General features: G+C 70.3%; 24 protein-coding genes and 1 pseudogene. 4 read left to right on the top strand and 21 right to left on the bottom strand.

Going from position 1 to position 23054, the window contains the following annotated elements:
* From ACWEVS_RS43695 to ACWEVS_RS43650, 10 genes and pseudogenes are all read right to left on the bottom strand, one after another.
* Positions 1 to 770: pseudogene (locus ACWEVS_RS43695) on the bottom strand (hypothetical protein); the annotation flags it as partial.
* A gap of 193 nt (positions 771 to 963) precedes the next feature.
* A complete protein-coding gene (locus ACWEVS_RS43690; protein ID WP_452556861.1) occupies positions 964 to 1875 on the bottom strand; it encodes a phytanoyl-CoA dioxygenase family protein in 912 nt (303 codons plus the stop codon).
* A 49-nt stretch (positions 1876 to 1924) separates the two neighbouring features.
* Entirely contained in the window at positions 1925 to 4072 is a 2148-nt protein-coding gene (locus tag ACWEVS_RS43685) for a phosphoketolase family protein (protein ID WP_452556859.1), read from the bottom strand.
* A complete protein-coding gene (locus ACWEVS_RS43680; RefSeq protein ID WP_452556857.1) occupies positions 4062 to 4766 on the bottom strand; it encodes an L-threonylcarbamoyladenylate synthase in 705 nt (234 codons plus the stop codon). The genes ACWEVS_RS43685 and ACWEVS_RS43680 overlap by 11 nt, the downstream gene beginning before the upstream one ends.
* A complete protein-coding gene (locus tag ACWEVS_RS43675; RefSeq protein ID WP_452556855.1) occupies positions 4763 to 5536 on the bottom strand; it encodes a phytanoyl-CoA dioxygenase family protein in 774 nt (257 codons plus the stop codon). The genes ACWEVS_RS43680 and ACWEVS_RS43675 overlap by 4 nt, the downstream gene beginning before the upstream one ends.
* 165 nt (positions 5537 to 5701) lie before the next feature.
* A complete protein-coding gene (locus ACWEVS_RS43670; protein ID WP_452556853.1) occupies positions 5702 to 6490 on the bottom strand; it encodes a class I SAM-dependent methyltransferase in 789 nt (262 codons plus the stop codon).
* Complete coding sequence (locus ACWEVS_RS43665) at positions 6487 to 7194, bottom strand: HAD family hydrolase (RefSeq protein ID WP_452556851.1); 708 nt, start codon at positions 7192 to 7194, stop codon at positions 6487 to 6489. The genes ACWEVS_RS43670 and ACWEVS_RS43665 overlap by 4 nt, the downstream gene beginning before the upstream one ends.
* A complete protein-coding gene (locus tag ACWEVS_RS43660) occupies positions 7191 to 7706 on the bottom strand; it encodes a hypothetical protein (RefSeq protein ID WP_452556849.1) in 516 nt (171 codons plus the stop codon). Before ACWEVS_RS43660 ends, ACWEVS_RS43665 begins: the two co-directional genes overlap by 4 nt.
* Complete coding sequence (locus tag ACWEVS_RS43655; RefSeq protein ID WP_452556847.1) at positions 7703 to 8821, bottom strand: enolase C-terminal domain-like protein; 1119 nt, start codon at positions 8819 to 8821, stop codon at positions 7703 to 7705. The genes ACWEVS_RS43660 and ACWEVS_RS43655 overlap by 4 nt, the downstream gene beginning before the upstream one ends.
* Entirely contained in the window at positions 8808 to 9947 is a 1140-nt protein-coding gene (locus tag ACWEVS_RS43650) for a radical SAM protein (RefSeq protein ID WP_452556845.1), read from the bottom strand. The genes ACWEVS_RS43655 and ACWEVS_RS43650 overlap by 14 nt, the downstream gene beginning before the upstream one ends.
* 289 nt (positions 9948 to 10236) lie before the next feature.
* Here ACWEVS_RS43650 and ACWEVS_RS43645 point away from each other — a divergent pair, with 289 nt between their 5' ends.
* The gene (locus ACWEVS_RS43645) at positions 10237 to 11004 is read left to right on the top strand and encodes a GntR family transcriptional regulator (protein ID WP_452556843.1); all 768 of its coding nucleotides are present in this window, start codon (positions 10237 to 10239) and stop codon (positions 11002 to 11004) included.
* Positions 11005 to 11338: 334 nt separating this feature from the next.
* Here the strand turns inward: ACWEVS_RS43645 and ACWEVS_RS43640 are convergent, their stop codons facing one another.
* The 4 genes from ACWEVS_RS43640 to ACWEVS_RS43625 form a co-directional block, all read right to left on the bottom strand.
* Entirely contained in the window at positions 11339 to 11668 is a 330-nt protein-coding gene (locus ACWEVS_RS43640; RefSeq protein WP_452556841.1) for a hypothetical protein, read from the bottom strand.
* Positions 11665 to 12030, bottom strand: coding sequence for a hypothetical protein (locus ACWEVS_RS43635; protein WP_452556839.1), 366 nt, complete (start codon positions 12028 to 12030; stop codon positions 11665 to 11667). The genes ACWEVS_RS43640 and ACWEVS_RS43635 overlap by 4 nt, the downstream gene beginning before the upstream one ends.
* A gap of 14 nt (positions 12031 to 12044) precedes the next feature.
* Positions 12045 to 12539, bottom strand: coding sequence for a hypothetical protein (locus tag ACWEVS_RS43630; RefSeq protein ID WP_452556837.1), 495 nt, complete (start codon positions 12537 to 12539; stop codon positions 12045 to 12047).
* Between the two features lie 77 nt (positions 12540 to 12616).
* Positions 12617 to 12967, bottom strand: coding sequence for a hypothetical protein (locus tag ACWEVS_RS43625; RefSeq protein WP_452556835.1), 351 nt, complete (start codon positions 12965 to 12967; stop codon positions 12617 to 12619).
* Positions 12968 to 13294: 327 nt separating this feature from the next.
* Between ACWEVS_RS43625 and ACWEVS_RS43620 the strand changes: the two genes are divergently transcribed.
* Both ACWEVS_RS43620 and ACWEVS_RS43615 read left to right on the top strand, forming a co-directional pair.
* Positions 13295 to 14551, top strand: a complete 1257-nt coding sequence (locus ACWEVS_RS43620) for a helix-turn-helix domain-containing protein (RefSeq protein WP_452556833.1) — start codon at positions 13295 to 13297, stop codon at positions 14549 to 14551.
* 12 nt (positions 14552 to 14563) lie between these two features.
* Positions 14564 to 15043 carry a hypothetical protein gene (locus ACWEVS_RS43615; protein ID WP_452556831.1) on the top strand — a complete coding sequence of 160 codons (480 nt, stop codon included), beginning with the start codon at positions 14564 to 14566 and terminating at the stop codon, positions 15041 to 15043.
* 351 nt (positions 15044 to 15394) lie between these two features.
* Here the strand turns inward: ACWEVS_RS43615 and ACWEVS_RS43610 are convergent, their stop codons facing one another.
* On the bottom strand, positions 15395 to 15970 hold the full coding sequence (locus ACWEVS_RS43610; protein ID WP_452556829.1) for a flavoprotein: 576 nt from the start codon (positions 15968 to 15970) through the stop codon (positions 15395 to 15397).
* A gap of 101 nt (positions 15971 to 16071) precedes the next feature.
* Here ACWEVS_RS43610 and ACWEVS_RS43605 point away from each other — a divergent pair, with 101 nt between their 5' ends.
* Entirely contained in the window at positions 16072 to 17322 is a 1251-nt protein-coding gene (locus ACWEVS_RS43605) for a helix-turn-helix domain-containing protein (RefSeq protein WP_452556827.1), read from the top strand.
* 155 nt (positions 17323 to 17477) lie between these two features.
* Here ACWEVS_RS43605 and ACWEVS_RS43600 read toward each other — a convergent pair whose 3' ends face one another.
* The 6 genes from ACWEVS_RS43600 to ACWEVS_RS43575 all read right to left on the bottom strand — a co-directional run bounded on the left by ACWEVS_RS43600 (position 17478) and on the right by ACWEVS_RS43575 (position 22748).
* On the bottom strand, positions 17478 to 18020 hold the full coding sequence (locus tag ACWEVS_RS43600) for a DUF3631 domain-containing protein (RefSeq protein WP_452556825.1): 543 nt from the start codon (positions 18018 to 18020) through the stop codon (positions 17478 to 17480).
* A complete protein-coding gene (locus ACWEVS_RS43595) occupies positions 18020 to 19648 on the bottom strand; it encodes a hypothetical protein (protein ID WP_452556823.1) in 1629 nt (542 codons plus the stop codon). The genes ACWEVS_RS43600 and ACWEVS_RS43595 overlap by 1 nt, the downstream gene beginning before the upstream one ends.
* Complete coding sequence (locus tag ACWEVS_RS43590; RefSeq protein ID WP_452556821.1) at positions 19645 to 19944, bottom strand: hypothetical protein; 300 nt, start codon at positions 19942 to 19944, stop codon at positions 19645 to 19647. Before ACWEVS_RS43590 ends, ACWEVS_RS43595 begins: the two co-directional genes overlap by 4 nt.
* Positions 19944 to 20831 (bottom strand): DUF2637 domain-containing protein, encoded by an 888-nt coding sequence (locus tag ACWEVS_RS43585; protein WP_452556819.1) that lies wholly within the window; start codon positions 20829 to 20831, stop codon positions 19944 to 19946. Before ACWEVS_RS43585 ends, ACWEVS_RS43590 begins: the two co-directional genes overlap by 1 nt.
* 658 nt (positions 20832 to 21489) lie before the next feature.
* A complete protein-coding gene (locus ACWEVS_RS43580; protein WP_452556817.1) occupies positions 21490 to 21726 on the bottom strand; it encodes a tyrosine-type recombinase/integrase in 237 nt (78 codons plus the stop codon).
* 122 nt (positions 21727 to 21848) lie between these two features.
* Entirely contained in the window at positions 21849 to 22748 is a 900-nt protein-coding gene (locus ACWEVS_RS43575) for a hypothetical protein (protein ID WP_452556815.1), read from the bottom strand.
* Positions 22749 to 23054 lie beyond the last annotated feature (306 nt).

Here is a 23054-nt window from a genome sequence, read left to right as displayed (position 1 = left end):
GTCAGGTGCCAGCGCAGCATGCTCAGCATCCGGCGCTCCTGGAAGGTCTTCAATATCGCCAGGTAGGCGACCCGCTCACCGGCGAGGGACGCCAGCGCCTGCGGGACGGTGGTCAGCACCAGCAGCGGCAGCAGGACCGGCGCGAGTGTGGCGATCACCACCGTGGCGGCGATCAGAGTGGTCAGGGAGGCGACCAGGTTCTGCGACTCGCCGATCATGTCCTGGCTGACGCTGACGCCCCGGTCGGCCTTGTCGCACCGGTCATCGAACCCCGGGTGGTCGTAGGCGGCCATCTCGGCGTTCGTGGCCGCCTCCAGGAGGCGGTACTCGGCTTCGCGGCCGATGCGCGGGCCCAGCCGGTTCGACAGGCCCTGGATGGCGATGCCCAGGAGCGCGCGTAGTCCGGCGGCCCCGGCCAGGACCGCGATCGAGGGCAGGGCCTCGCGCAGGTGCGCGGGGTCGTGGGCGGATTGGATCAGCGCGCCGAGCGCCGCGGTCGTGGCGAGCAGGCCGAGTGCCTCCGCCAGGCCGGAGATGATCTGGCAGGCCAGCAGGATGATCACTGCGCGTCGGTCCACGGCCCAGGCCAGGGCGAAGGATCGGCGGACCAGGTGCGGCAGGCGCCGGCTGAGCTGCCTCCAGGTGAGGTGATCTGTCGATTCGGTGTCGCCGCCGTTGAAGTTGAACGTCAGCTCTTCGTTGTGCTGCTGTTCTTCGCCGTGCTGGTGCTGTTCGGGGGTGGGATCGGCGACGGTTGCCTTGTCGGGCACGTCAGCGGCTCCTTTCCGGTGTGGGGGCGAACGACGAGGCCGTCGCGCCTTCCGTGGTGGCGCATGCGGCCTGAACATCACTCGACGGGCTGCCTCACCACTCCCATCGTCATCACGTAGAGCTCCTTATCGAGTGCTGTGCGTAACGGTCTCAGATGCCACCGACGATTCCGCCGCTCACCGGATCGGCTCCTTACATGGTCGGAGGGGCGGTGAGAGGAAGGCGGGGATGGCGGGGCCTGAGATCCCCCACGGTCGGCGCCGGGATGTTGGTGGCGGCCCACCACTGTCGCAAGGGAGTGGCACCGGCGCCTTTGGCGATGGAGCCATCGGGGTTGCGGTCGGGGGCGCCGAGGAGCTGGCGGGTGATCGGGTCGAGGCCGGGGCGCTGCAGCAGGTGTGGGGCGGGGTCGTCGACGGGGTGGAGCCAGCGGTAGCCGTACTGGAGCATGAGGGCGATGCGGGGTCGGCCGGAGGTGTTGATACCGCCGGCGTGCCAGGTGCGGTTTTCGAACAGCACGACGTCGCAGGGGCCGAGGTCAGGGGTGATGGTGCCGGGCGGGTCGATGGCGCCGGACGCGATGGTGGGCGGCCCCTCGAGGAGGTGGCTGGCGGGCAGGAACATGGTCAGGCCGCAGTCGGCGGTGATGTCGGTGAGGTAGTGGGCAACTTTGATGGCCATGCGGGGGGTGTCACCCCAGCCGAGGTCGTCGGTGACGCCGTACATGTCGCGGTGCCAGCCGGGCCGGTCGGGGGTGCGGATGGTGCGGGGCGGGCCGGAAGGCAGGGCGATCAGGTGCGCCGAGAGCAGATGGATGTTGGGGCTGAGCAGGGTGATGAGGGCGGGCAGGGTGGCCGGATTGGCCAGCAGCGGCAGGAAGGTGTCGTCGAGGGCGATGCAGCCGCGGAAGCCGTCTTTGCCGTCGCCGCCGCGGTCGCGACCTCGGGTGGTGTCGGAGGTCAGGAGTCGGCATGCGGCGGCCAGGAGTTCGGCGCGCAGGGGCGGGTCGTAGGCGTGGCGAATGACGGCGTAGCCGTCGCTGTTGAAGGTGTCGATCAGCTCCGGCGCGGGCGCTGCGGCGGGCGGCAAGGGCACGGTGGGCATGGTCGCTCCTTGGACGGCGAAGACGTACAGCGGTGCGGGGTCGAGCGGTTCAGGGGCGCGTCGAGGCGGCGGGCCGGATCGTGGACAGGGCGCGGCGGGTGAGGGAGTCCACGTCCAAGCCGCAGTGAGCCAGGAGCTGATCGCTGCCGAGGGGGCGGCCGGGGTCGCGGTAGCCGAGGACGGTGAGCCGGGTGCCGGGATGGCGGTGGCCGAGGAGGGCGTGGATGTCGGCTGGGGAGCCGATGGTGGCCAGCAGGATGGGCGCGGTGGGTGTGAATAGGCTGGTCAGGTCGTCGTCGCTGAGCGCGTGCGGCCAGATGCGGGGGTCGCCGAGGGCGGTTAGGTCGTGGATGTGGACGTAGCGCAGCCGCAGCCCCGGATGGTGGCGGCGCACATGGGTGGCCGCCGCGGTGAGCTGGTGGGCGGGCAGGTCGCCGGCGGAGGCGAGCACCAGATCCGGGGTGCCGGGGTCGCTCTGGTGCGGCCAGAGGGCGGCGCCGTGCCGCAGTTCGTCGTCCAGGGTGTCGGTCGGGTGGGCGCTGAGCGGGTGTTTGCTGGCGATGATGATGTTGGCGCGGCCGAGTTTGCGCAGCGCGAAGGTGAGGGTGGCGGCCGTGCGGGCGGCGTCGGCGGGGGTGTACAGGTGCAGGGTGGGGTCGGCGGTGGCGATCAACGCCGAGGTCAGGGCGGGGTTTTGGTGGGTGAAGGCGTTGTGCCAGCCGAGGCTGGTCAGCAGGTAGACGATGCTGGGCAGGTCGGGCAGGGCGGTGGCGCGGCGGGCGGCGCGGTGTTTGAGCTGCTGGCAGAGGAGGCTGGCGGTGATCGGCGCGAACGCCTCGTAGGTGATGATGGCGGCATGGCGGCCGGTTTCGGTGTAGCCCTGGGCCCAGCAGTGGGCCAGTTCCTCGTTGAGCACCTCGACCGCCCAGGCGGGCAGCCGTCCGCCGGCGGCGAGGTGGATGCGGTTGGAGGCCAGTTCGTCGGGGCTGAACAGCCGAAACGCGCCTGGCCCGTGGGTGGCGCGCTCGTGTAGCACCCGGGTGACGGCTTGGCCGAAGGAGGCGGCGTGTGCGTGGTCGGCGGCGGCGCGGCTGATGGTGATGCAGCCGCGCGGCGGGGCCAGGGCGGCGATGTCGGCGGGTGGCGGGTTCAGGTCGGGGCCGGGAAGCGCGGCCTGTAGGGCGGGGGCCGGGTGGCCGTCGCCGGTCAGCAGCTGCTGGGGCCGGTAGCTGGCCAGCCAGTCCCGTAAGACCTCGAACTGGTCTGGATTGTGGCGCGGGTCGGGCAGCGGGGTCTTGTGCATGGCGGGGGTGCCCGCGAGCAGGTGGGCGCCGAGTCGCTTCGGCCCGGTGTGGCCTTTGGGCATGGTGAGCACGAACATCACCCCGGGCCTCGTGCTACCGAGGTCGGGTGCGGCGTCCAGGGCGTCGGCCAGCCGGGCGCGTAGCCGGGCGATGTCGGAGCCGTCGTCGATGATCGGGCGGTGACCAAGGCCGGTGAAGTACGCGACGAGCTCGGCGTCGGATAGGCCAGCGAGCAGGCTGGGGCCGCCCATGCGGAGGCCGTTGAGCAGCACCACGGGCAGCACGGTGCCGTGCTCGCCGGTGCCGTGGAAGGCGCGGTGAGCGAGCCAGGCGGCGGCGGTGGCGCCGGTTTCGCATTCTCCGTCGCCGATCAGGGCGATGGTGAGCCTGGCGGGGGCGTCCAGGACGGTGCCCTGCGCTATGGCGAGGGCCGGGCCGAGCTGGCCGCCGGTGTGCAGGTGGCCGGGGATCAGCGGGGTGATCTCGGTGCCGACGCTGCCGGTGTGGGGGAAGCCGGTCACCAGGTGGTGCAGCCCGGCGGCCGAGCGGGTGAAAGCGGGATCGGCCGTGGCGAGGTGGCCGGTGAGATAGGCGTGCGCGAGGGCGGAGGGTCCGGCGTGGCCGCCGCCGTGCAGGATGTGCATCTCCTGACCGGGGGCGAGTTCGCGGCGCAGCGGGCCCAGGGCGGCGAGCATGAGGTTGACCGGCGGGCAGATCCCCCAGTGCCCGCTCGGGCGGTGCTTGACGTCGGCTGCGGTGAGCGGGCGGCGCAGGCCGGCGTTGTCGCGCAGGTACAGCTGGGCCGCGCACAGGTAGTTCAGCGCGTTCCAGACCCCTTCGACGGCCTGGTCGGGGGCGTGTTGGAGGGCGCGGGCGGCTGCTTCACACCACATGATGATCACCTCCGGGCTGGACGAGGGCGGGTCGCAGGGCTGCGGCGATGGCGCGCCGGTGCACAGTGCCCTCGCGCACGATCCGGGCGCCGAGGGCTTGCCCGTCGTCGGTGGTGACGGTGGTGCAGTCCACGATGGTCAGGTGGTGGGCGTGCGGGCAGATGCCGCCGTCGATGATCGCCGCGACGGGCGCGCCGGTCGCGGCGATGAAGGCGGCAGCCTGGCCAGCGGTGAGCGCGGGCCACTCCTCTCCTGCGGCGGCCGGGGTGGAGGTGGACAGGCTGGCCGCCGTGATCGGCCCGGCGTGGCGGGCGAGCTGCCCGAGGATGCCGTCCGGGCACTGAACCAGAGCAGGCGCGCCGATCAGCGGGTAGGCGGCGCGGATGTCGGGGTCGCGCCAGGGCAGGAGTAGCGCGAGCTCTCCGGGCCAGAACTGGTCGATGAGGACGCGGGCCGCGTCGCCGAGGCGAAACAGGTTCACCGCGCCCGCGCGGTCGTCGATCGCCAGCAGCAGCGGTTTGCTGGCGGGGCGTTGTTTGGCGGTGAAGATCGCTTCGCAGGCGGCCGGGTTGCCGGCCGCGGCGCACAGCATGTACCAGCGGGGCGTGGGCACCGCGACCAGGTGCCCGGCGGCCAGGGCGGCGGCGGCCTGGTCGAGCTGGTCGGCGGCCAGGATGGCGGGAGGGCCGCTCATGTGCTGCTCGCCAGGGCGGCCAGGTGCGGGTACTCGGCCCAGGGGTCACGCAGCGCTGACAGGCCGAGGCGGTCGTGGTCGGTGTGGGAGAGCCGGAAGTAGGCCATGACGCGCGGCCGGGTGCTGGTGTTGGCGCCGACGCGGTGCGGCACCAGGTGGTGCATGAAGATGACGTCGCCGGGCTCGCCGAGCAGCGCGACCCCTTCATCGGCCTCGACGTCGGCCGGGACCTGGTCGGCGGTGTCGTCGGGGCGTTCGCTGGCGAACCAGCGGGCCATGCGGTGATGCCCGCCGGGCAGGTAGTGCAGGGCGCCGTCATCGGCGCGGGTGACGTGCGAGAGCATCACGCCGACCAGCAGAGTGAAGGTGCGCAGCTCGCGCGGCTCCAGATGGGGGCAGGCCACGCCGTCGACGTGCATGGCCTTGACCGGCTGCGCCGAGGCGAGTGCGGCCTGGGGGATGCGGATCTGCACCTGCACGCTGCTGACGGGTGCCAGGCAGGCGGGCTGGACCAACTGGGCGGCCAGACTAATGGCGCCAGAGGCGGTGTAGAGGGCGAGCAGGTCGGAGTGGCTGCCCAGCTCGGGGGCGAAGGTCTTTTGCGTATACGTTTCGATCCGGGCGGCGTTGAGGTCACGCTCGTACCAGTCGTCGATGTGAGCCTGGGCTGTCTGAAGCAGCGCGTCGGGGATCAGGCCGCGGCGGATCAGGAGACCGTCGTGGATGAAGGCATGCTGGTCGGCGAGGCTGAACGGAGTATGGACGGGCATCGAAGATCCCTTCCCGGGTTCCAGGGGACGGCAGATCAGGTGAGGTGAGGTCCGCCGAAGGAAAGTGGCCTAGGGGCCGCGGCCGGAGCCGCTGGCGGCCGGGCCGGTAAGAGATGCCGGGCGGGCTGGCCACATCTGGGCCGGTCCCGCCCGGTGGGGTGTCAGCTATGGGCGGGGGCGGCGGGCGAGCACCACCTGGAACTCGGCGTCCTCCAGCAGCGGGCCGTCGTGGGCGAACTGCTGCAACAGCGTCGTGGCCGCGTCCTCGAACTCCTCGATCCGGTCGCCGAACAGCGTCCGGGCGGCGAACGAGGTCGAATACAGGTAGCCGATCACCTGCTCGGGCGTCCAGACGCGCGTGAGCGGGATCCGGTGCTCGCGCACGTGGGAGAACGCCGATTCCGCCAGCACCTCGGCGTAGGGGCGGTCGTGGTGGGCGTACGTCTGATCGCCTGCGCGGCGTTGTTCGCCCAGGAAGCGCTGGATGAGTTCCCGCAGGGCGTCGGTCCAGGGGCTGCGGGCGGTCCACAGGCTGCCGTCGCCCATCACGGCGACCACACCGGTGTCGGCCACGTAGCCGCCGAGCTTCTTCAGCAGTACGGGTTGGTCCATCCAGTGAAAAGCCCGGCAGATGGTCACCAGGTCGGCGCGCCAGCCAGGGTAGGGCGGGGCGAAGTCCTCAGCCGCTTGGTGGTGCAGGCGCACCTCCGGGAACTGGGGCCGCAGCGCCGCATCGGCTTGGGCGATCATGGCGTCGTCCGGTTCGACGGCGTCGATCTCGGTGAAGGCCTGGTGCAGCGCGGCGGGCACCTGACCGGTCCCGGTGCCGAGGTCCAGCAACCGGCGAGCCGGCGCCACGCGGTCGGCTTCGGCGGTCAACAGCTGGACGGCTTCGACCGGGATGCCGGGCCGATACAACCGGTAGTAGCGGGCGGTGCCGGCGAACGTGCTCATGGGAATCTCCTCATGTCCAGTGTCGGTGATGGCGGCTTAGGGTTCAGCAGGTCGCGCACGCATGCGACGGCGGCGGCCAGGGTGGGCGCGAGGTGTAGGCGCCCGGCGGCGGCGACCAGATCGGCCGGGATCGCCTGCGGCGGCTGATCGGTGATCCATACCGCGCGGGCACCGGCCTGTACGGCGGCGCGCACGTCGTACTCGAGGCTGTCACCCAGGTGGATGATCGACGCGGGTGACACGCCGTGGGCGGCGGCCACCGCGCGCAGGGCGCGCGGGTCGGGCTTGGCGTAGCCGAGCAGATAGGAGGGATGGTGACCGGCCAGGTACGGCCGAAGCGTCCGGGCGATCGCGGACGCTTCGTCGTCGGCACGGGTGACGTTGGACAGCGTGGCCACCGGAAGCAGCGAAGCGAGGTCGGCCACCGCTTCGATCGCGCCCGGCCAGAAGTCGAAACGGGGCGGCCGGTGCTCGCGGGGGAAGGCGTCGACGGGGATTCGCAGCTCCTGGCACACCCGGGTGATGGCGTCCTCGTCCAACACGGCCCGGGTGTGCAGGTGGCGCTGGACGATGTGCCGGGCCTCCGCCTGGGGCAGCGGGGAGGCCTCGGCGAGCACGGCGGTGAGCGAGGAGCCGCGCGGGGCGCCCAGCGTGTAGCCGATGTCCAGCGTGATGAGCTGCGGGGCGGGCGGCGCGGTCATCATGCGGCCCCGGCGGTGGGACCGGGGGCCCGGTCGGTGGGGCGTGCGGCCAACGAGGCGACGACCACGGCCAGACGCTGCCGGCGCAGATCCGGGTCGGCGGCCTCCTCCAGCCAGGTCAGCAGATGCGTCAGCTCGGCCGGATCGTAGGCCACCTCCTCCAGGCATGCTGCGCGCATCGCCTCGGCCACGTCGCCGGGGATGGCGGCCTTGCGGGCCGTCCGAAGGCGCAGAGTGCCGCTCCAGGCCTGCCCGTCGGCCCAGCCGTGCAGGTGCTGGCGAACCAGCAGCACGGTGAGGTCGTCGAAGGTGAGGATACGGACGTTCACCTGCTGGCCATCGGGCAGGGTGAGCTCGCCGGACAGGAAGGTGTCGTAGCCGTCCAGCCGAGACCCGCACACCAGATGCAGACCAGTCGGCGCCGCAGCCGTCCCTGGGCCGGGTACGGCAGGGCCACCGGGGTGGCGGACGTATCCGCTGAGCGCGATCACGGGCCCGCGTTCGCTGGCGCTCATGGCGCCGTCCGGCGGGGAGTGCGGCCCAGCCCGGGCTCGTCCGGCAGACCGATGTGCCCCTCGACTACGGGCAGGAGCGTGGTGAACAGGGCCTGGCGGCGCGGTTCCCACTGCACCTGGTACTCCACCGCGCCCACCAGGTCCGGGTAGGCGCAGGCCAGATGCAATGCCGGGGCCAGCGCGCGGCCGTGCGGGAAGAGCGTGATCCCACACGTGCCGGCCAGGTGCACCAGGTCGACGGCGGTGGTGAGTCCGCCGCACCAGACCACATCTACGACGAAGGCCGCCGGAGACGTCGCGGTGAGCAGCCGGGCGGCCTGGCGCGGGCCGACCAGGCGCTCACCGATCGCCAGCGGTAGCGCACACCGCCCGGTCAGCTCGGCGTAGAGGTCCACGTGGGTCTCGGGCAGCGGATCTTCCACCCAATGCAACGCCGCGGCGTTGACCCGGTCGGCGAACAGAGCCGTCGTCGTCGGATCCCAGGTGCCGACCGCGTCGACGGCCACCGGGGAACCTGCCCAGATGCTGGCCCGTTCCACCGCGGCGGCCATCACCGCGGCGGCGCGGCCTGGCGCCAGCCGCCGGTCGCGGCGCAGCCCCCACTTGGTGAACAGGTATCCCTCCTCTGCCAGGCGCGTGACCTCAGCGCGCAGGCCAGGCTGGGTGAGGTCGGCGCCCGGCCAGGAGGCGTACACCGGCACCCGGGCACCGCTGCCGGCGACGGGTGCGCCGAGGAGGTCGGCCACGGGGCGGCCGGTCAGACGGCCGTGCAGGTCCCAGACGGCGCAGTCGATCGCGCCAATAGCCCAGGCGCCGAGCCCGCCGCCATGCGCGCCGAGACGGCCGGTCAGCTTCCGGTGCAGGCCGCGATGGTCGCCGACCCGGTGCCCCAGCACACAGGTGCCGAGCCCGGCGCGGATGAGCGCGGCGACCAACTCGCCGATGGGCCCGTAGAAGCCGGCCTGTCCCGCGGCGTGCACGGCCACGGCATACCGGTCGTCTCCCTCCGCCACCGGACCGGCGGCCAGGTCGATAACCTCGATGCGGTCGATCAGCGCCGAGACATCGACAGCCGGACCCACCCCCGTCAGCAAGCTGCCGTCAGACGGCTGCATCGTCGAGCTCCTGCCCGGCGAAGCTGACGTACCACAGCGGCCGGTAGCACTCCCAGGGCGCCGGGCGCAGCCCGAGCGGCGCCATGATCTGTTCGATCCGGGTACGAGCATTCAGGTAGAACTCCAACTCGTCGGCGCCATCGACGCGCAGCTGGGCCATGAGCGGGTTGTGCGCCTGGAAGACCTGGAAGTTGGGGAACGCGGTGACGTGCCCGGCCAGCGCGGCAACGCCCGCGCTCATCTCGGCCAGCGGGTCCAGGCCGACGATGTAGGTGTAGGAGGTGTCCAGGCCCGTCCGGCGGGCCCGGCCCAGCAGGGCGGGCATCTGGTCGATGGTCAGGTCCGCCTTGGTGGACTTGAGCATCAGCTCGCGGCGGGTGAAGCACTCGGCGGTCAGCCGTAGCACGAACGGCGCCACCGTGGTGGCCAGCTGCTCGAACGCGGCGCTGCTGCGCAGCACCGAGGACAAGAACCCGACTCGCGCGCCAACCCCTGCCTCGGTCAGGGCGGCCCGCAACGCCACCAGATGCTGTAACGCCGCCTCCTCCCGCTCGAAACAGCCGGTGGAGACCGTCACCTCCTCCACCTGCGACAGGTCACCGCGCGGATGCTGAACCTTTAAGGCGGCCAGCAGTTCCCCGAGCGCCTGCTGGCGGCCCATCCGCGGGTCGGCGGCGGCCTCCAGCGTGTTGGGGCAGAATGCGCACCCCACGCAGCGGCTGCGCGCGTTCGGGTTGAGCGTCAGCGCCCGGCCCTGGCGGCGGAAGTAGCCGCCCACCGCGTCATCGGAGTCGATCCGCTCGACCTCGGCCACCGTAACGCCATCCAGCACGAGTTCGCGATCGTGCAGCCGGAACGGGGATGCGGCCTGGTTGAGCGGGACGATCACCATCCACGCCCGCTGCGTGGCGCGAGCCAGCCGCAGCGTGAGGCGGGCGCGGTTGCGTGGCTGCGCCGAGGAGACGCCGAGCAGGTTGATCGCGATCAGCAAGGCGTCCTCGACCGGAACGTGATGAGCCAGCGCGCACGCCTCGATGTGCGCCATCGACAGCGTGCTCACCGGCGCTTGTGCCGTGGCATCGCTGCGGTGGATGGGGAGCTGAGGGTCGGCGAGGGGAACGATCACGGGTGGTCTCCTTCGTTGAGCGTCGGAGTGGGTGTCGCCTTGCCCGCGCCCGGGCGCCGCTGGTCCAACAACTGGGTCAGCGCGCAAGCCGACGGCGTGGCCAGCAGGCCGCCCGCATCGGAGCGGCGGGTAAGCGCCCACCATTGCAAGGTGCAGTGACCGAATCAGGTGACGAAGTCGCTGCCATACCGCAGGAGTTGCGTCCGGCTATATGTACTACGTACTTCATAGTCCCGGCAGTGTGAGGGGTCAACGAATATGTAGTACGTACTATCGGTAGGGTGAGATCGTGACGAGCACAGCAAGCTACCGCCAGGTGGCTGACACCATCCGCCGATCCATCCACGACGGCACCTACCCGCGCGGCTCGCTGCTGCCCAACGAGGACACCTTGGCCGAAGAGCTCGGCGTTCATCGGGCCATGGTCAACAAGGCGTTGAGGATCCTGAAGGCCGAGGGGCTCGTCTACGTACACATGGGCGTCGGGACCTACGTCAACAAGCTGCCGCCCCTCCTGCGCGACGCCGCCGTACGGCACAGCCGCACCCACCGCGAACGCGGTGGCGCGCGCGGCTCGCTGGCCAGCGAACTCGCCCAGCTCAACTACACCTTGGACTCCGACCACGGAGTGGCCCCCGGCAGGCCGCCGGCCGAGGTCGCCGAAGTTCTCGGCGTCGACTACGACACCGACAGCGTCATCATCAGGGGCCCCCGGTATATGCGCGCCGAAGACGTACCCATTCAGATCGTCACCAGCTACATCCCGCGCTCGATCGCGGACGGCACCCCCATTGCCGAACGCGACCCCGGAGTGGGCGGGATCAGCAGCCGCCTGGCCGAGCTCGGCTACGCCCAGGCCGATATCCAGGAGGACGTCGAGGTCCGGCCGCCGACGCTGGAGGAGGCGCGCTTTCTGCGCATGACGCCCGACCAGCGGGTGTACGAGATCTTCCACGTCGGGCTGACCGCCGAGGACCGACCGGTGAAGGTCAACCTCTACGTCATGCCGACCCACCAGTGGAAGCTGCGCTACCGCTACCCCGCCGACCCGGCCTGACCTGCGGCCATTGCTCGATCGCAAGGGCATCGGTAGTTCTCCTCATCACGAGTATGGCGACGTCCGTCACTTCGTTCTCCTCGACCGGACGTCTGCGAGCCCTTGCCGGGGATCCCGCGGGGCAGGGCGGGCGACCGGGAGCTCTCGTTGGATCTCGGTGCCTGGACAGAGTGAAGATCCTGCCCAGGCACCGAGTCTGAGGCGGGGCGCAGGCCGGCCCGTGCCTCCCCGCACGGCCACCTCCCCGCAGTGCCAGCCTTCGTCCATTCCCGTGAACAGGCCGAAGCGGGCCGTCGTGCATCTCGGCAGCCTCCGGCTGGTTCCTGTCGGGTGCTCAACCGATCCGCTCCTTGAGCACGGGCTGCTCACCGCCATGCAACTCTGCGCAGCGGAGAGCGATACGACGAGCGGCGGTTGCCACGTTTTCGGTGGAGGCGCGGGCGTAGATCCACCGGCCTCGCCTAGTTGTCTGGCCGGTCCGCCACCACCAGGTGTCCCCGTCCGTCCACACGACCAGGTCGGTCGAGATCAGCACCAGCGCGACGCCCTCGCCGTGACGGACCACGGAATCGATCCGGTGCGCTGCGTGGAGCTGAACCTGCAGCTGCTCGGCTACCTCATCGGCCGGTCGCAGGCCGGGCACAAGCCACATGGTCGCGGTCATCGCTCGTCACCTCCGCCACCAACGGTGAGCAGGACCAGCTCGGCGAGCGGCTCCGGCAGAGGCTGCTTCACGAGATCGAGGTAATGGGCCCTCAGCCGTGTGGCCGCCGTGGCGGGAGCCCAGGCGAGCGTCCACAAGATGGTTCCGCGCGCGCTCGGATAGGGAGCCTGCCAAAAGATCATCCGGCCGTCTGTCAACGCGACCAAATGGGGCCACAACGACACCGCGGCCTTGTCATCGCCGCCTAGGACATGGGCGGGGACGTTCAGCCGCTCCAGCTCGGTCTGCAGCTTGTGAGCCAGCGCGAGGGCCGGTCCCGGTTTGCGGGCGGCCGGTTGGGCTGTGGTGCTGTGGGGGTGCACGGCTGGGCTCTGCTCTAGTTGGGGTGCGGGTCGGCCGGAGGGCCGAGAACCTCGGCCCGTTCCTGGTCGGTCATGGCCGCTGGGCCGAGTCGGGCGCTGGCGACATCAAGGCCCGCAGGTGTCAGGTGCCATCGCTGCATGAGCGCGATCGCCCTTTCCCGCTGCTCCGCTGCGGGGTCGCCCCGATCCCACCCCAGCGCGCTCCACTGCTCGTCGCTGGTGAGGTCGCAACCACACGCTCGCAGCAGCAGATCCAGGCGGGCGCGGGTCACATCGTAGGGGACGAGCGTCAGCGCCCAGCCGATGGCGATGACGAGCTCCGCGCACCGCCGGCAGGCGCTCGCGCAGGTGTGATACCACCACGGGACCGCTATCTCCGTGGTCGCCGAGGGCACAGCGAGCGCGCCGCACACGGCGGTGGTGGCCAGGCCGACAGGGGCGTCCCAGATGACCGCGTGCTCGGTGTCGTCCAGGTCCCTGGCCAGTGCGTAGTCTCCGGGCTCGGGCATGGTCGTGTCCCTGTGCTCGTGGGCGTGAGTAGCGCGCACCAACGCGCATGCCGTCTGCTCGGCCGGGCCTTCCGGGCTCACCGCGCTGACTCCGCCGCCGACGTGACATGGCCGCTTTCCAGCTCGGACAGCTGCTCGCCGATTCGGCGGGCAGCGTCCACGGTCTCCCATACGGGAGCGTGGCCGGTGGCCTCGTCGGGCGCGGGGTCCACTGGATCACCGATGGCCCACCGCAACTCCCGGCCGTGCTCGTCGGTCCACACGGCCAACACGGTGGCATCGAGGCGGGGCCGCCCCCCGAGGTAGACGATCGAGGTGTCCACGCCGTGGCTTCGCAACTCGGCTTGCAAGCGCTGGATGGCGCGTCGGCCACGGGCCATCGCAGCCAGGATCTCACCTGCCGGCGTGCCCGGAAGTGGATACACCACGGGGAACTCCTCTGATCGGGACGGGCCGGGGCCCCGGGAATCCTTCCGGCGCGACCCCGGGGGCAGGTCGCGGGTGCCGGTGATGTGTCCCGGGACCCCGGCGTTGGGCAGACCTGGTGACCCGCCATGTACGGGGTGGGCGGCGTGGTCACGGTGGGAATGGGCCTGCCAGCGGGGGTGAGTCAGGGCAAAGCGATTCTCGTGGGGATCATGCACTTGAGCGTGATCGCCAGCGTGCCGCGCGGGAAGCGCGTAGTCGTCTTCGGACTGGGGGCATGCGGAGGAGGACTCAAGCGGAAAGTGCAGTGCCCGGCGTAACCTAGCCTCATGCCAACCCCAGAGCCGTTGCCTCCTGGTTTCTGGGATCAACCTGCCGTCGCCGAGGCTCTGGCCACCTGCGACGTCGGCAAGCTCCTCGCCGAGGTGCTCACCGCACGCCGCTGGGGCCAGGCACAACTGGCCGACGAGCTGGGCTACAGCCAAACGTGGGTGTCCCGAGTCCTGAGAGGCCGGGCGCTCACCGTGGACCAAGTCCGCGACATATGCCGCCGAGTCGGGGCACCGATCCACCGTCTCCGTCTCGGCCCCCGAGAAGGTGACGACACGAACCGCAGGGAATTCGCCAAGACGGCCGCCGCGACCGCGGCCCTGGCCGTCGTCCCCGCACCACATACGCCTCGCCGCATCGACGCGGACGACACCACCGCGACGACCCTCACCGCCGTCACCGGCCTGCAACGTCGTCTGGAAGCAACCACCCCGGCGCGAGAACTCGCCCCCGGCGCGGTCGCCCACCTCGGCGTGGCCCGCTCGGCCCTGACCCGCGCGTCCGCCGGCCCACTGCGCGGGGACCTCCTCGGTGCGATCGCCGAGGCGGCCGGATTCGCCGCATGGCTGCACGCCGACATGGCCGACGCCGGGACCGCCCGCACCTACTACAAGATCGGAATCGACGCAGCCCGCCGAGCTGAGCATGGGCTGCTCACCGGCTACATGACCGGCAGCTTGGCACAGTTCGAGCTGGAGGAGGACCCCCACATCGCGCTCCTGCTGCTGGCCCGCGCCCGGACCGCGATCGGCGATCGGCCTCCGCCGACCGCGCGGGCCTGGCTCGCCTGCCTCCAGGCCCTGGCTTACGCCACAGCCCGCGACGGGCACGCCTGCCGGAGGGCTCTCGCCGAGGCCGAGCAGGCGGTTGCCGCGAGCGAACGCGCCGCCTGCCCGCCCTGGCCCTGGGTGTTCCCCTTCACCGCCGCGAAGCTGGCGGGCTACCGGGCGCTGTGCGCGGTCCGGCTCGCCCAACCCGTTGAGGCGCTCACCGCGTTCTCCGAGTCGCTCAACGTGACGCAGCCAGCCGAAAAGCAGCGCGCCATCCTGATCCTGGAAATCGCGGCGGTCAAGCGAATGGAGGGCCAGTTCGACGAGGCGTTCACCCTCGCCGCTACGGCGCTGTCGACCGGCGTCCTGTACGGGTCCGAGCGGGTCATCCAGGCCGCCAGGAAGTTCCGCACCTCCTACACCGGGCCGGTCCTCCCGACCGTCCGCACGTTCGATCAGCGGCTGCTGACCACCCTGGTCGGCTGACACAATCCGGACATGACGTTGCGCATCGCCATCACCGGCCACCGCGGTCTCTCCCCCGCCGTCGAACAGCTCGTCGACCGCGAGCTCCGCGACGCGCTCGCCGACCTCGGCCACCAGGAGGTGACCGGGGTGTCGTGCCTCGCGGACGGCGCCGACGCCATCTTCGCCCGTGCCGTGCTCGACGCCGGCGGGCTCCTGGAGGTTGTGGTGCCCGCCCAGCAGTACCGTGAAGGACTTCCCGCCGAGCATTGGCCCACCTACGACGCCCTGTTCGCCGCCGCCCGCCAGGTCCACGAGATGGACTTCGTCGAGTCCACCAGCCGATCCCACCAGGCCGCGTCCGAGCGGATGCTTGAGCTGGCCGACGAACTGTGGGCGGTGTGGGACGGTCTGCCCGCCCGGGGGTATGGCGGTACGGCTGACGTCGTGGCCGCCGCTCGCGAGCGCGGAGTTCCGGTCCGCGTGTTCTGGCCGGAGGGCGCCACTCGATGATCCACGCCACCGATGCCGCATCATGAGTTCGCCCTAGGCCGTGAACCATCGCGTGCGGCGTCGTAGATGAGGGCGACGGACGACCCAGCGAAGAGGGGGCTGCCCGCGGCTGTGGTGCTGGAGGTACCGGAATCCATGTGGTCGGAACCTTCGCAAACGGCCCCGCGCGCGGGCACCACGACCGACACCCGTGCAAGCGCTGCTCGATAGACGTCCTCGGACATGGCTGCGACGCTATGGCCGGATCTCCTGGTCATCCCCAAGCCGCACTTGGGGGTGGGCAGGAAGCTCAATCCGTGTTACGGGCCTGCCGCTGCCCGCTCAAGGCGGGCCGTGAGAAGCTCTCCGAGCTCAGTTCTTCGTGCTGGCGATCCGGTTCATGCAGACCTCGTAGATCCGCTTCAGCTCGGACCTCAGCTCCGCCCACGGGAAGGAGGCGGCGCCGGGCTCGCCGGACGAGGGCTGGGGCAGTCGATCGGTGTCCAGCAGCACAGAGATCCCGCTCGACGTCAGCCGCTCCACACTCAGCGGGAAAGCCGGGTGCTTCGCCAACGCCACGTTCGGCCACGGGACCGCAACGACGGGCAGGCCCAGGCCGATCGCCTCATTCAACAGCCCCAGCGCCAGCGTGTCGGAGATGCCGCCCGCCCACTTGTTGATCGTGTTAAACGTCGCGGGCACCACCGCCATCGCATCGGCCGGTGGTAGCACGTCCGGCTCCTCCGGCCGCTTGTAATCGTCACGCACTGGATACCCCGTCAGCTCCGCCAACCGCTCCTGGTCGACGAACTTCCGGCCCGAGGGTGTTGTGACCACGCACACGGTCCACCCACCGGCCTGCAGCGACGCCACTAGATCCGGAAGGCCGCCCGCCGGGCGACCGCCACACGCGATCACGTACAAAACGGGCTGCCTGACGTCGGCCATCGTGTCAATCTCCTGACTCGCCGAGTAAATGCCGTTAGCGTCGATAGCGACGCATCCAGTGCGGTCGGGGGCACACTACGGCCAACAGACGGGGGCGCGCCATGACATCAGCCCACGAGCACGTCGATCCGCTCGACTGCCAGGTCGGCGCAAACGTCCGGGCGCTTCGTCTGCGCCGCGGCCTAAGCCTGCCTGCCTGCGCACAGCTGTGCGGCCGCACCGAGGAGTGGCTGCGCACCGTGGAACGCGGCAAACAGCGGCTGGACAAGTTGTCGGTCGCTATCACGCTGGCCGAGGTTCTGGGCGTCAACGACCTCGCCGTGATCCTGGGCGAACGCCTGCAACGCCTGCGCTGCAGCATCGGCGAAAGCGCCCGTGTCCAGCACGAGGCCGTTCCCGTGCTCCGGCGGCTGCTGTCCACCCCCACCTACCCGCAGACCTCCACCCGCGACCCCTACACCGAGTCCGAACGCATCCGCCGCCGGCTGTCCCTGGCCTGGTCAGCTTGGCATCGCTCCGACCGTCCCTACACCGCGCTCGGCGTCGTGGTGCCCGACCTGTTGAGCGACGCCCTGGCCCTGCACCGAGCCAGCCCGCCCGCTGGCCGCCGCCTCACCTGGCAGTTGCAGAGCGAGGTCTTCCAGATGGCCCAGCGCTTCCTGTACTGCGTCGGCGAGCCGCATCTGGCCGCTCGCGCCGCCGATCGCGCGATGGTCGCCGCCGAAGAGACCGACGATCCCGTCCTGATCGCGGTCTCTGCCTGGACCTCCACCATGGCCGCGCTCGGCCGCTCCGATGCCGAAGAGGCCCACGCCATCGCTCACAACGCCACCAGCCACCTCCGCCACATCGTGCCGACCAACCCCGCGGCACTGTCCACCTGGGGCGCACTCAACCTGTTCGACGCCATCGCCCTGGCCCGGCTGCACCGCCCCGCCGACGCCTGGCACAGCTGGACTCGCGCCCACCAGGGGTCCGCCGCACTCGGAGCCGACCACCATCACCCGCTCACCATGTTCGGTCTGGCCAATGTCGCCATCTACGCCGTCGCTGTCCATATCGAAACCGGGCAGGCGGCCACCGCCCTCAAGCACGCCGGCCGCCTCGATCTGGACACCATCCCCTCCACCAACCGCCGCGCCCAGCACCTCATCGATGTCGCCCAAGGCCACCTACGCCGCAACGAGCCCGACGCCGCGATCACCGCGCTGCTGGCCTCCGAACAGCAATCGGCCGAGACCATCGCCTTCAACGCCACTGCCCGCACCACGATCATGGAGATCGTCTCCGGTACTCGACGGCCGCCGCGGGCCGCGCTGGAGCTGGCCGCCCGCGTCCTGCGCGCCGGTTGACCATCGGCGGACCAATCTCTAGCGAGTACAGCCGCGAGGTCTAGCGGCCCTGCTAGCGGTGAAACCATCTTCCGACCTGCGGCCTAGCGTTCTAGCGGCCCTACGCGAACGCCCCCGGAGCGGACTCCAGGGGCGTCGAGCAGGCGGGACGGCTGCTAGAGCGAGGTCTTCCGCTTACCGAGCGCTTCGGCGAGGTCAGCGCGGTTGAAGCCCTTGCGGTTACGGCCTCTACCGGCGCGGTCGCGACCCCAGGTGTCCTCCGTCCTGACGCCGTACTCCTTCAGGCGCGCGGTCAGCGTGGCGGTCTTGGCGTCGTCCTCCAGGGTCGTCCACTGGCCGTAGGCATCCGGCCGGAACTCGGCCAGCCGGTCCACGACCGTGCTGTTCCAGACCTTCTCCTCCTTGGCCGTGGTCACGGTCAGGATGTCGGCCAACAGGTCGTAGGAGACCCGCTGCGGCGGTTCCTGGCCGATCGCCTGGCCGGACAGTGTGCCAGCGGCCTGGCGGAGCTGATAGGCGCGCTCTGCGATCACCTCGGAGGTAGGGCCGTCCAAGTAGGCCGATCTGACGATCATCGGGTCCTCGGCGATGCCGACCGCCCAGGAGATGCCCTTGTCGTTGAGGGTGAACATGGTGGCCTTGACGCCGGCCTGGTGCATTCCCGTGCCGAGGATCATGTCGTTTTCCTGCCAGCCCATCACCCGCAGGCAGATCCGGATGCCCGCGTTCGCCGAGATGGCCTTGGGCAGGCTGTCCTTGTCCGGGCGCTGGGTGGCCAGGATGAGGATGATGCCCAGGGCCGGGCCGCGCTTGATGATCGCGGTGGCGTACTTGGCGGCCTCTTCGCCGTGCTCGTCGTCGGCGAACAGCTCCTGACACTCGTCGATCGCGACCACCATCGGGTGCAGCCCAGGTCCTTGCGGGCCGCCAGTTCGGGCGTGACCTTGAACTCCGGTGCCTGATGGCGCGGCAAGCCGTCGATGACCTGCGCGCGCCGGTCCAGCTCGGCGTATACCTCGGCCAGCGAGGCGACGCAGGCGGCCTTGGCGGAGTCGGTGGCGCCCTTGGCGTAGTGGTGAGCCACCCTTTCCAGCGCCGACAGGTCACCGGTGCCCTTCAGCTCGAACAGCCGCAGCTCGGCCAGTGGGTCGAGGGCGCAGGCCAGAAGCAGCACCCGCAGCGCGAACGTCTTGCCGTAACGCGGCATGGAGCCGATGAGCACGTTGGCGAACATGAGCAGGATCGACACCGGCCGACCGCGCTGGTCGTTGCCGTACGGGATCGGGTCGAACAGGCTGACCTGGCCCGACTTCAGCAGCGGCCAGGCGGGCTGCGTGGCCTTGCGCATCTCCTGATCGCCCACCCACAGCACCAGACGGCCGGGATGCTCCTCTGATACCGGCTCGGGCCACACGCACCCCAGGGCGCGGCGCAGGCCGGAGGCAAGCTTGTCCCGCTTCTCCAGCACATCGGACACGGTCACGCCGAGCGGAAGATCGACCTCAGCTCGCCAGCCGGGTCCGTCCCGCATGATCGGGGCGGGGAAGGTGATGCCGCGCCCGTTCTTACCGAGGGCCTGGTTGATGGCCGAGATACTGAGCGAGCCGAGCGCGTCCAGCACCTGCTCACTGGTGAGCTTACGCACGCGACTGGGGATGACTGCCCGGTCCAGCAGCGGCTGGTCGGCAGGCGAGCCGATCGCGCCCGCCACGCCGATGAGCACACCGAGGATCGCCCACTGCACCCAGGTCGGCGCGGCCACCGCGACGAAGATGCCGACCAGCACCAGCGTGATTGCACCGACCAGGAGCGTCCACAGACGCGCTTTGACCCGGTCGTCACGCTGCCTCGACAGCGCCAGGTACTCCGCGGCCTCCTCCTTCGTGGCCGCAGCCCGGCGTACCGGACGGCCTTCCAAGTCGAACAGCCAGCGCACCAGCGTCACCAGCAGCCGCCAGACACCGGCCGGGGAGCGGGCCGCGAGCTTGGCGGCGTACTTCGGGGCGCGCAGCGCGTGGTAGGCCAGCACGTAGCCCGTGTGCTCGGCCTGCCACTTCAGTACCTGGAGGGCGTCGGCGCGTGACCGCAGCCACACGGGGATCAGCGGCTGCCGCTCCTGACGGCGTGCGGCCAGTTCGGCGAGCAGGTCTGTCGGTTCGGGCTGGTGAGGCTGGTCGACGAGAACCACGGTGCCTTCAAGGACGCCGTCGCTCTCGTACGGGATCTCCTGCGCGGGCTTCTGCGGCGCGGTGTCGGCGGCGAGGCATGCGTCCTCGTCCTGGAGGGCGATCACCATGCCGTCGTGCATCTCCTCCGTGGCGGTCATGCCCGCACCTCCGTCCGAGTGACCAACGCGCCGAGGATCTCGGCGTGCACGGCGAGCGCCTCGATCACGATCCGCACTCCGTTGACCGCGTGCCCGGCCAGGCGGCACACGTCGGCCAGGATGAGCAGCACGACCACCACGGCGACACGCGCCACGGTGACGGCCGTGCGGCCCCATCCGGCACGACGCACCGCCGCCCACATCTGCCCGGCGCTCCGGGCATCCGCGCTCGCCTCCCGCGTGGCACACAGCAGGAGCACGCACACGCCTACGGCGGGGACCAGGAAGCTCGTCATCACGCCGCCTCCGCCTGGCTCATGCCGGTCGGCTCGACGCCACTCAGCGACGGCACGGTGGCCTCCGCGTTGGGGGTCTCGGCCTCCTTGGCTTCGACTACCGGCGCCCGCCCCCGGTCCACCTCCGCGATGATCTCCTCAGCCTCGCGCTGCTCCAGTCCCCACCGGTTCATCAGTGGGCGACGGCCCAGGCGCTGCCTGCCCTCGCCGAGGCTGTCGAGGTAGGCCAACCGCGCCGCCTCGTACCGGTCGGCGGGCAGCACCGGCACCTCGCGTGCCACCTCGACGACGGTCTCGACGGGCTGGCACACGTGCTCTTCCCTCTGGGGCTCGGCGGCTGGCCGCCGGGTGTTGCGGACGATCCACATCAGCAACTCGTACGCGCCCGCGAACGCCAACGGCGCCAGGGCGCTGACCAGGCGCGATCCGAGCCCGCCGGACCAGCCGTGCGCCACGTTCGCCGCCAGGGTCACCGCCCCTCCCAAGGCGAGAGCGACCCACGCCAGGACTGGCACACGGATCCGCCGGCGCGAGCAGTAGACCATCACCAGCGACGCCATGACGATCACACCATCCGACATCGCCGGGTAGAGGACGGCCATGTCGTGCCGCTCGCCGAGGGTGATGGCCAGGCCGTAGAAGTGGTGGTACGAGACGTAGGCGGCGGCTGCCGCGACGGCCAGCAGGACGGCCACCGCGAAGCCGAGGATAACCCGGTCTCCGATGCGACCCGCGCCAGTGGCTACGGGCACCTCAGCAACCGGCACGGTGTGCGTGCGACGGGCGTGGAACGGCTTGGTGAAGAAGCGCCGGAAGCGCGCGGGCGGGATCCGGTTCGCGAGCTTCGCTTCCTCGACGATCGGGGGTGTGGAAGGGTGGTGGCTCATGGCCTGGCTCCTGGGTTGATCAGGTTGCTGGGTCGTAGGCCGGGGTTCGGTGTTGGAGTCACCGGGCCTCGGCCGCCTTGCTCCCGCTGGCAGGGCTGGCGGGGTTATCCGTTGGGTATGCGCTTGGACGTTTCTGGACTCCGCGGACAGGCCCACGCACGCGCGCGGAACTCAACTCCTCCCGCCGGGCCGCGCAGCAGCACCGGCGTGATGACGGAGATCAGCGATGGCAGTAGGCGCTTGTAGGCCATCAAGGGCGAGTGGGCACCGCCGGGGAACCGTGGGGGCGTCCGGCACCGCTTCCGTGTCCGACGGCGGTCTACCGGGGCTTCGCCGGCGGTCGCGTGGATCACTGCTTCGCCCTGGTGAGGCCATGAAGGTGCTGTAGCTGCCGCTGTAGCGACGGCTGTAGCAACTGCCGCCAGTACGCAGGGGTCCGCGACGGTTCGCACCGCCCTGTATCCAGGGGCAACGAACCGCCCCAGACCCCCGCAAACCCCCTGCCTGAGACTACGGATCAGAAGGTTAGGGGTTCGAGTCCTCTCGGCCGCGCTCAGTCGAAAGGCCCGCTACCAGGGAAAACCTGGTAGCGGGCCTTCGTGTTTGTCAGGACAATGTCGGGATCTTGCTAACGCCTCTGCTAACAGTGTGGCTCCCACTACTCGCCGATCGCCTGAGCGAAGATGTCTGCCGCGGAGGCTTCGGCCGCGCGGATCACGTGAGCGTAGACGCGCAGGGTGATGGACGGGTCAGCGTGGCCGAGGCGGGCCGCGACGACGTGGACGGGCACACCCGCCAGGAGGAGCGTGGTCGCGTGGATGTGCCGGAGATCGTGCAGCCGGGCATGCGGTAGCTGGGCTGTCGAGTGGGTTTCGTTGTACACCGTCCGAGGCATGGGCAGCTTCGTCAGCCAGCCCGAGCCTGATGGCTCTTCAGTCCCAGAAGATGAGTAGCGAGGCAGCCCGCGCTTCGCACACCTGTGATGCAGTCCAGGGAACAGGACTCGGCCGAGCCGCGCTACCTGAGGGCCGCCTCGGCTTTGGCATAGGCGGCTTCGGCGATCTGAGGTAGCAGTTTCGCGGGATCGCTGCGAGGAGCCGGCATCTGTACGGGGATCCGCACCTCGATGACATAGCGGGGTGTCTGGACCACTTGCACCCAGTCCCAGATGGGGACCTCCCTGGTGCCGGTGATGCGGTAGGCCCAGGATCGCTGGCCGATAGGTGGCACTTGGAACGGCTCGATGGTCCCGGAGTCACCTCCCATACCCGTCAGGCGCCTACAGGATGCCACCTCGCTGGTATCCGCCAAACTGGCCAGCATCTGCGCGGGTCCCGTGATGATGGCCTCGCTGAATATCAGATGGTCGCCAGCGGACGCCGCGGAGCCCCGCTTACTTTGTACCCCGGCGGCGGGATTCCGCAGTTCGCGAAACAACGACTCGGCGTCACGGGGCTCGTCTGTCTCCGAGGTGGGGGCGGGTGTCTCAAGCGTGGTCACGGCCATCTGGACGCCCGGGTCGTTGAAGTCCCGGAGGACCGTAGTCCACAGTCCACCGGTCCATTTGTCGCATGCTGGAGCTCCACTCATGGGGCTGCTGTTCATGCGGAGTGGTATGAACATCGATCCCAGGTCGGTGACAGGCAGGGCGACCACCGCTCCTGGTAGCGTGCGTGACTCCTGTGCCACCTGGAAACTGGTGAGCAGCGCGGACAGTAGCCGTGCATCGCCCGAGCCTGTTCCCGGGTTTGGAATGTCTACCTTCTCCCCTTTCTTCCTCACTGTGATCTCGAAGCTGGCCGAGTGCGACGGGAACGGGGTCGGCCGCGTGCCCACACTGGGCTGTTGCGCGCCGCACCCCGCGAGGGCTAGACCCAGTGACATCGTGGCCAGCGCCGCACACGCAAGGATCTTCATCCAGCCGATGATCCACCAAACGCGAGCGACATTCGAGCGCGCACGAAAGATCGGCCGACAACGGCACCCGTCAAACATGTCCTGGGACTGACGCGTCAAGCATGTCCCGGGACAGGACACAGGACAGCTGACGGCGTGTCTGGTCTCACTTGATGCTTGACGCTTTGGCATCGGATGATGCTTGACACTCCTAGCCGATCTTTCGCTTCTTTAGGGCCTGTACGGAGTTGAGATCAGCGGGATTCGCCTGTGCTTTGGTCTGCGATCGTGTAGGCCATCGACATGGCGCGTGGAGACCTCACTGAC

The sequence above is a fragment of the Nonomuraea sp. NPDC003754 genome (genome assembly GCF_053605785.1).
This window is presented reverse-complemented; position numbering and strand designations above follow the sequence as displayed.

What these genes read in the sequence shown, in the direction of transcription:
- ACWEVS_RS43690 (WP_452556861.1), bottom strand. Translation starts at nt 1,875, where the DNA reads ATGCCCACCGTGCCCTTGCCGCCCGCCGCAGCGCCCGCGCCGGAGCTG.
- ACWEVS_RS43685 (WP_452556859.1), bottom strand. Translation starts at nt 4,072, where the DNA reads ATGTGGTGTGAAGCAGCCGCCCGCGCCCTCCAACACGCCCCCGACCAG.
- ACWEVS_RS43680 (WP_452556857.1), bottom strand. Translation starts at nt 4,766, where the DNA reads ATGAGCGGCCCTCCCGCCATCCTGGCCGCCGACCAGCTCGACCAGGCC.
- ACWEVS_RS43675 (WP_452556855.1), bottom strand. Translation starts at nt 5,536, where the DNA reads ATGCCCGTCCATACTCCGTTCAGCCTCGCCGACCAGCATGCCTTCATC.
- ACWEVS_RS43670 (WP_452556853.1), bottom strand. Translation starts at nt 6,490, where the DNA reads ATGAGCACGTTCGCCGGCACCGCCCGCTACTACCGGTTGTATCGGCCC.
- ACWEVS_RS43665 (WP_452556851.1), bottom strand. Translation starts at nt 7,194, where the DNA reads ATGATGACCGCGCCGCCCGCCCCGCAGCTCATCACGCTGGACATCGGC.
- ACWEVS_RS43660 (WP_452556849.1), bottom strand. Translation starts at nt 7,706, where the DNA reads ATGAGCGCCAGCGAACGCGGGCCCGTGATCGCGCTCAGCGGATACGTC.
- ACWEVS_RS43655 (WP_452556847.1), bottom strand. Translation starts at nt 8,821, where the DNA reads ATGCAGCCGTCTGACGGCAGCTTGCTGACGGGGGTGGGTCCGGCTGTC.
- ACWEVS_RS43640 (WP_452556841.1), bottom strand. Translation starts at nt 11,668, where the DNA reads ATGACCGCGACCATGTGGCTTGTGCCCGGCCTGCGACCGGCCGATGAG.
- ACWEVS_RS43630 (WP_452556837.1), bottom strand. Translation starts at nt 12,539, where the DNA reads ATGCCCGAGCCCGGAGACTACGCACTGGCCAGGGACCTGGACGACACC.
- ACWEVS_RS43620 (WP_452556833.1), top strand. Translation starts at nt 13,295, where the DNA reads ATGCCAACCCCAGAGCCGTTGCCTCCTGGTTTCTGGGATCAACCTGCC.
- ACWEVS_RS43615 (WP_452556831.1), top strand. Translation starts at nt 14,564, where the DNA reads ATGACGTTGCGCATCGCCATCACCGGCCACCGCGGTCTCTCCCCCGCC.
- ACWEVS_RS43610 (WP_452556829.1), bottom strand. Translation starts at nt 15,970, where the DNA reads ATGGCCGACGTCAGGCAGCCCGTTTTGTACGTGATCGCGTGTGGCGGT.
- ACWEVS_RS43605 (WP_452556827.1), top strand. Translation starts at nt 16,072, where the DNA reads ATGACATCAGCCCACGAGCACGTCGATCCGCTCGACTGCCAGGTCGGC.
- ACWEVS_RS43600 (WP_452556825.1), bottom strand. Translation starts at nt 18,020, where the DNA reads ATGGGCTGGCAGGAAAACGACATGATCCTCGGCACGGGAATGCACCAG.
- ACWEVS_RS43595 (WP_452556823.1), bottom strand. Translation starts at nt 19,648, where the DNA reads ATGACCGCCACGGAGGAGATGCACGACGGCATGGTGATCGCCCTCCAG.
- ACWEVS_RS43590 (WP_452556821.1), bottom strand. Translation starts at nt 19,944, where the DNA reads ATGACGAGCTTCCTGGTCCCCGCCGTAGGCGTGTGCGTGCTCCTGCTG.
- ACWEVS_RS43585 (WP_452556819.1), bottom strand. Translation starts at nt 20,831, where the DNA reads ATGAGCCACCACCCTTCCACACCCCCGATCGTCGAGGAAGCGAAGCTC.
- ACWEVS_RS43580 (WP_452556817.1), bottom strand. Translation starts at nt 21,726, where the DNA reads ATGCCTCGGACGGTGTACAACGAAACCCACTCGACAGCCCAGCTACCG.
- ACWEVS_RS43575 (WP_452556815.1), bottom strand. Translation starts at nt 22,748, where the DNA reads ATGAAGATCCTTGCGTGTGCGGCGCTGGCCACGATGTCACTGGGTCTA.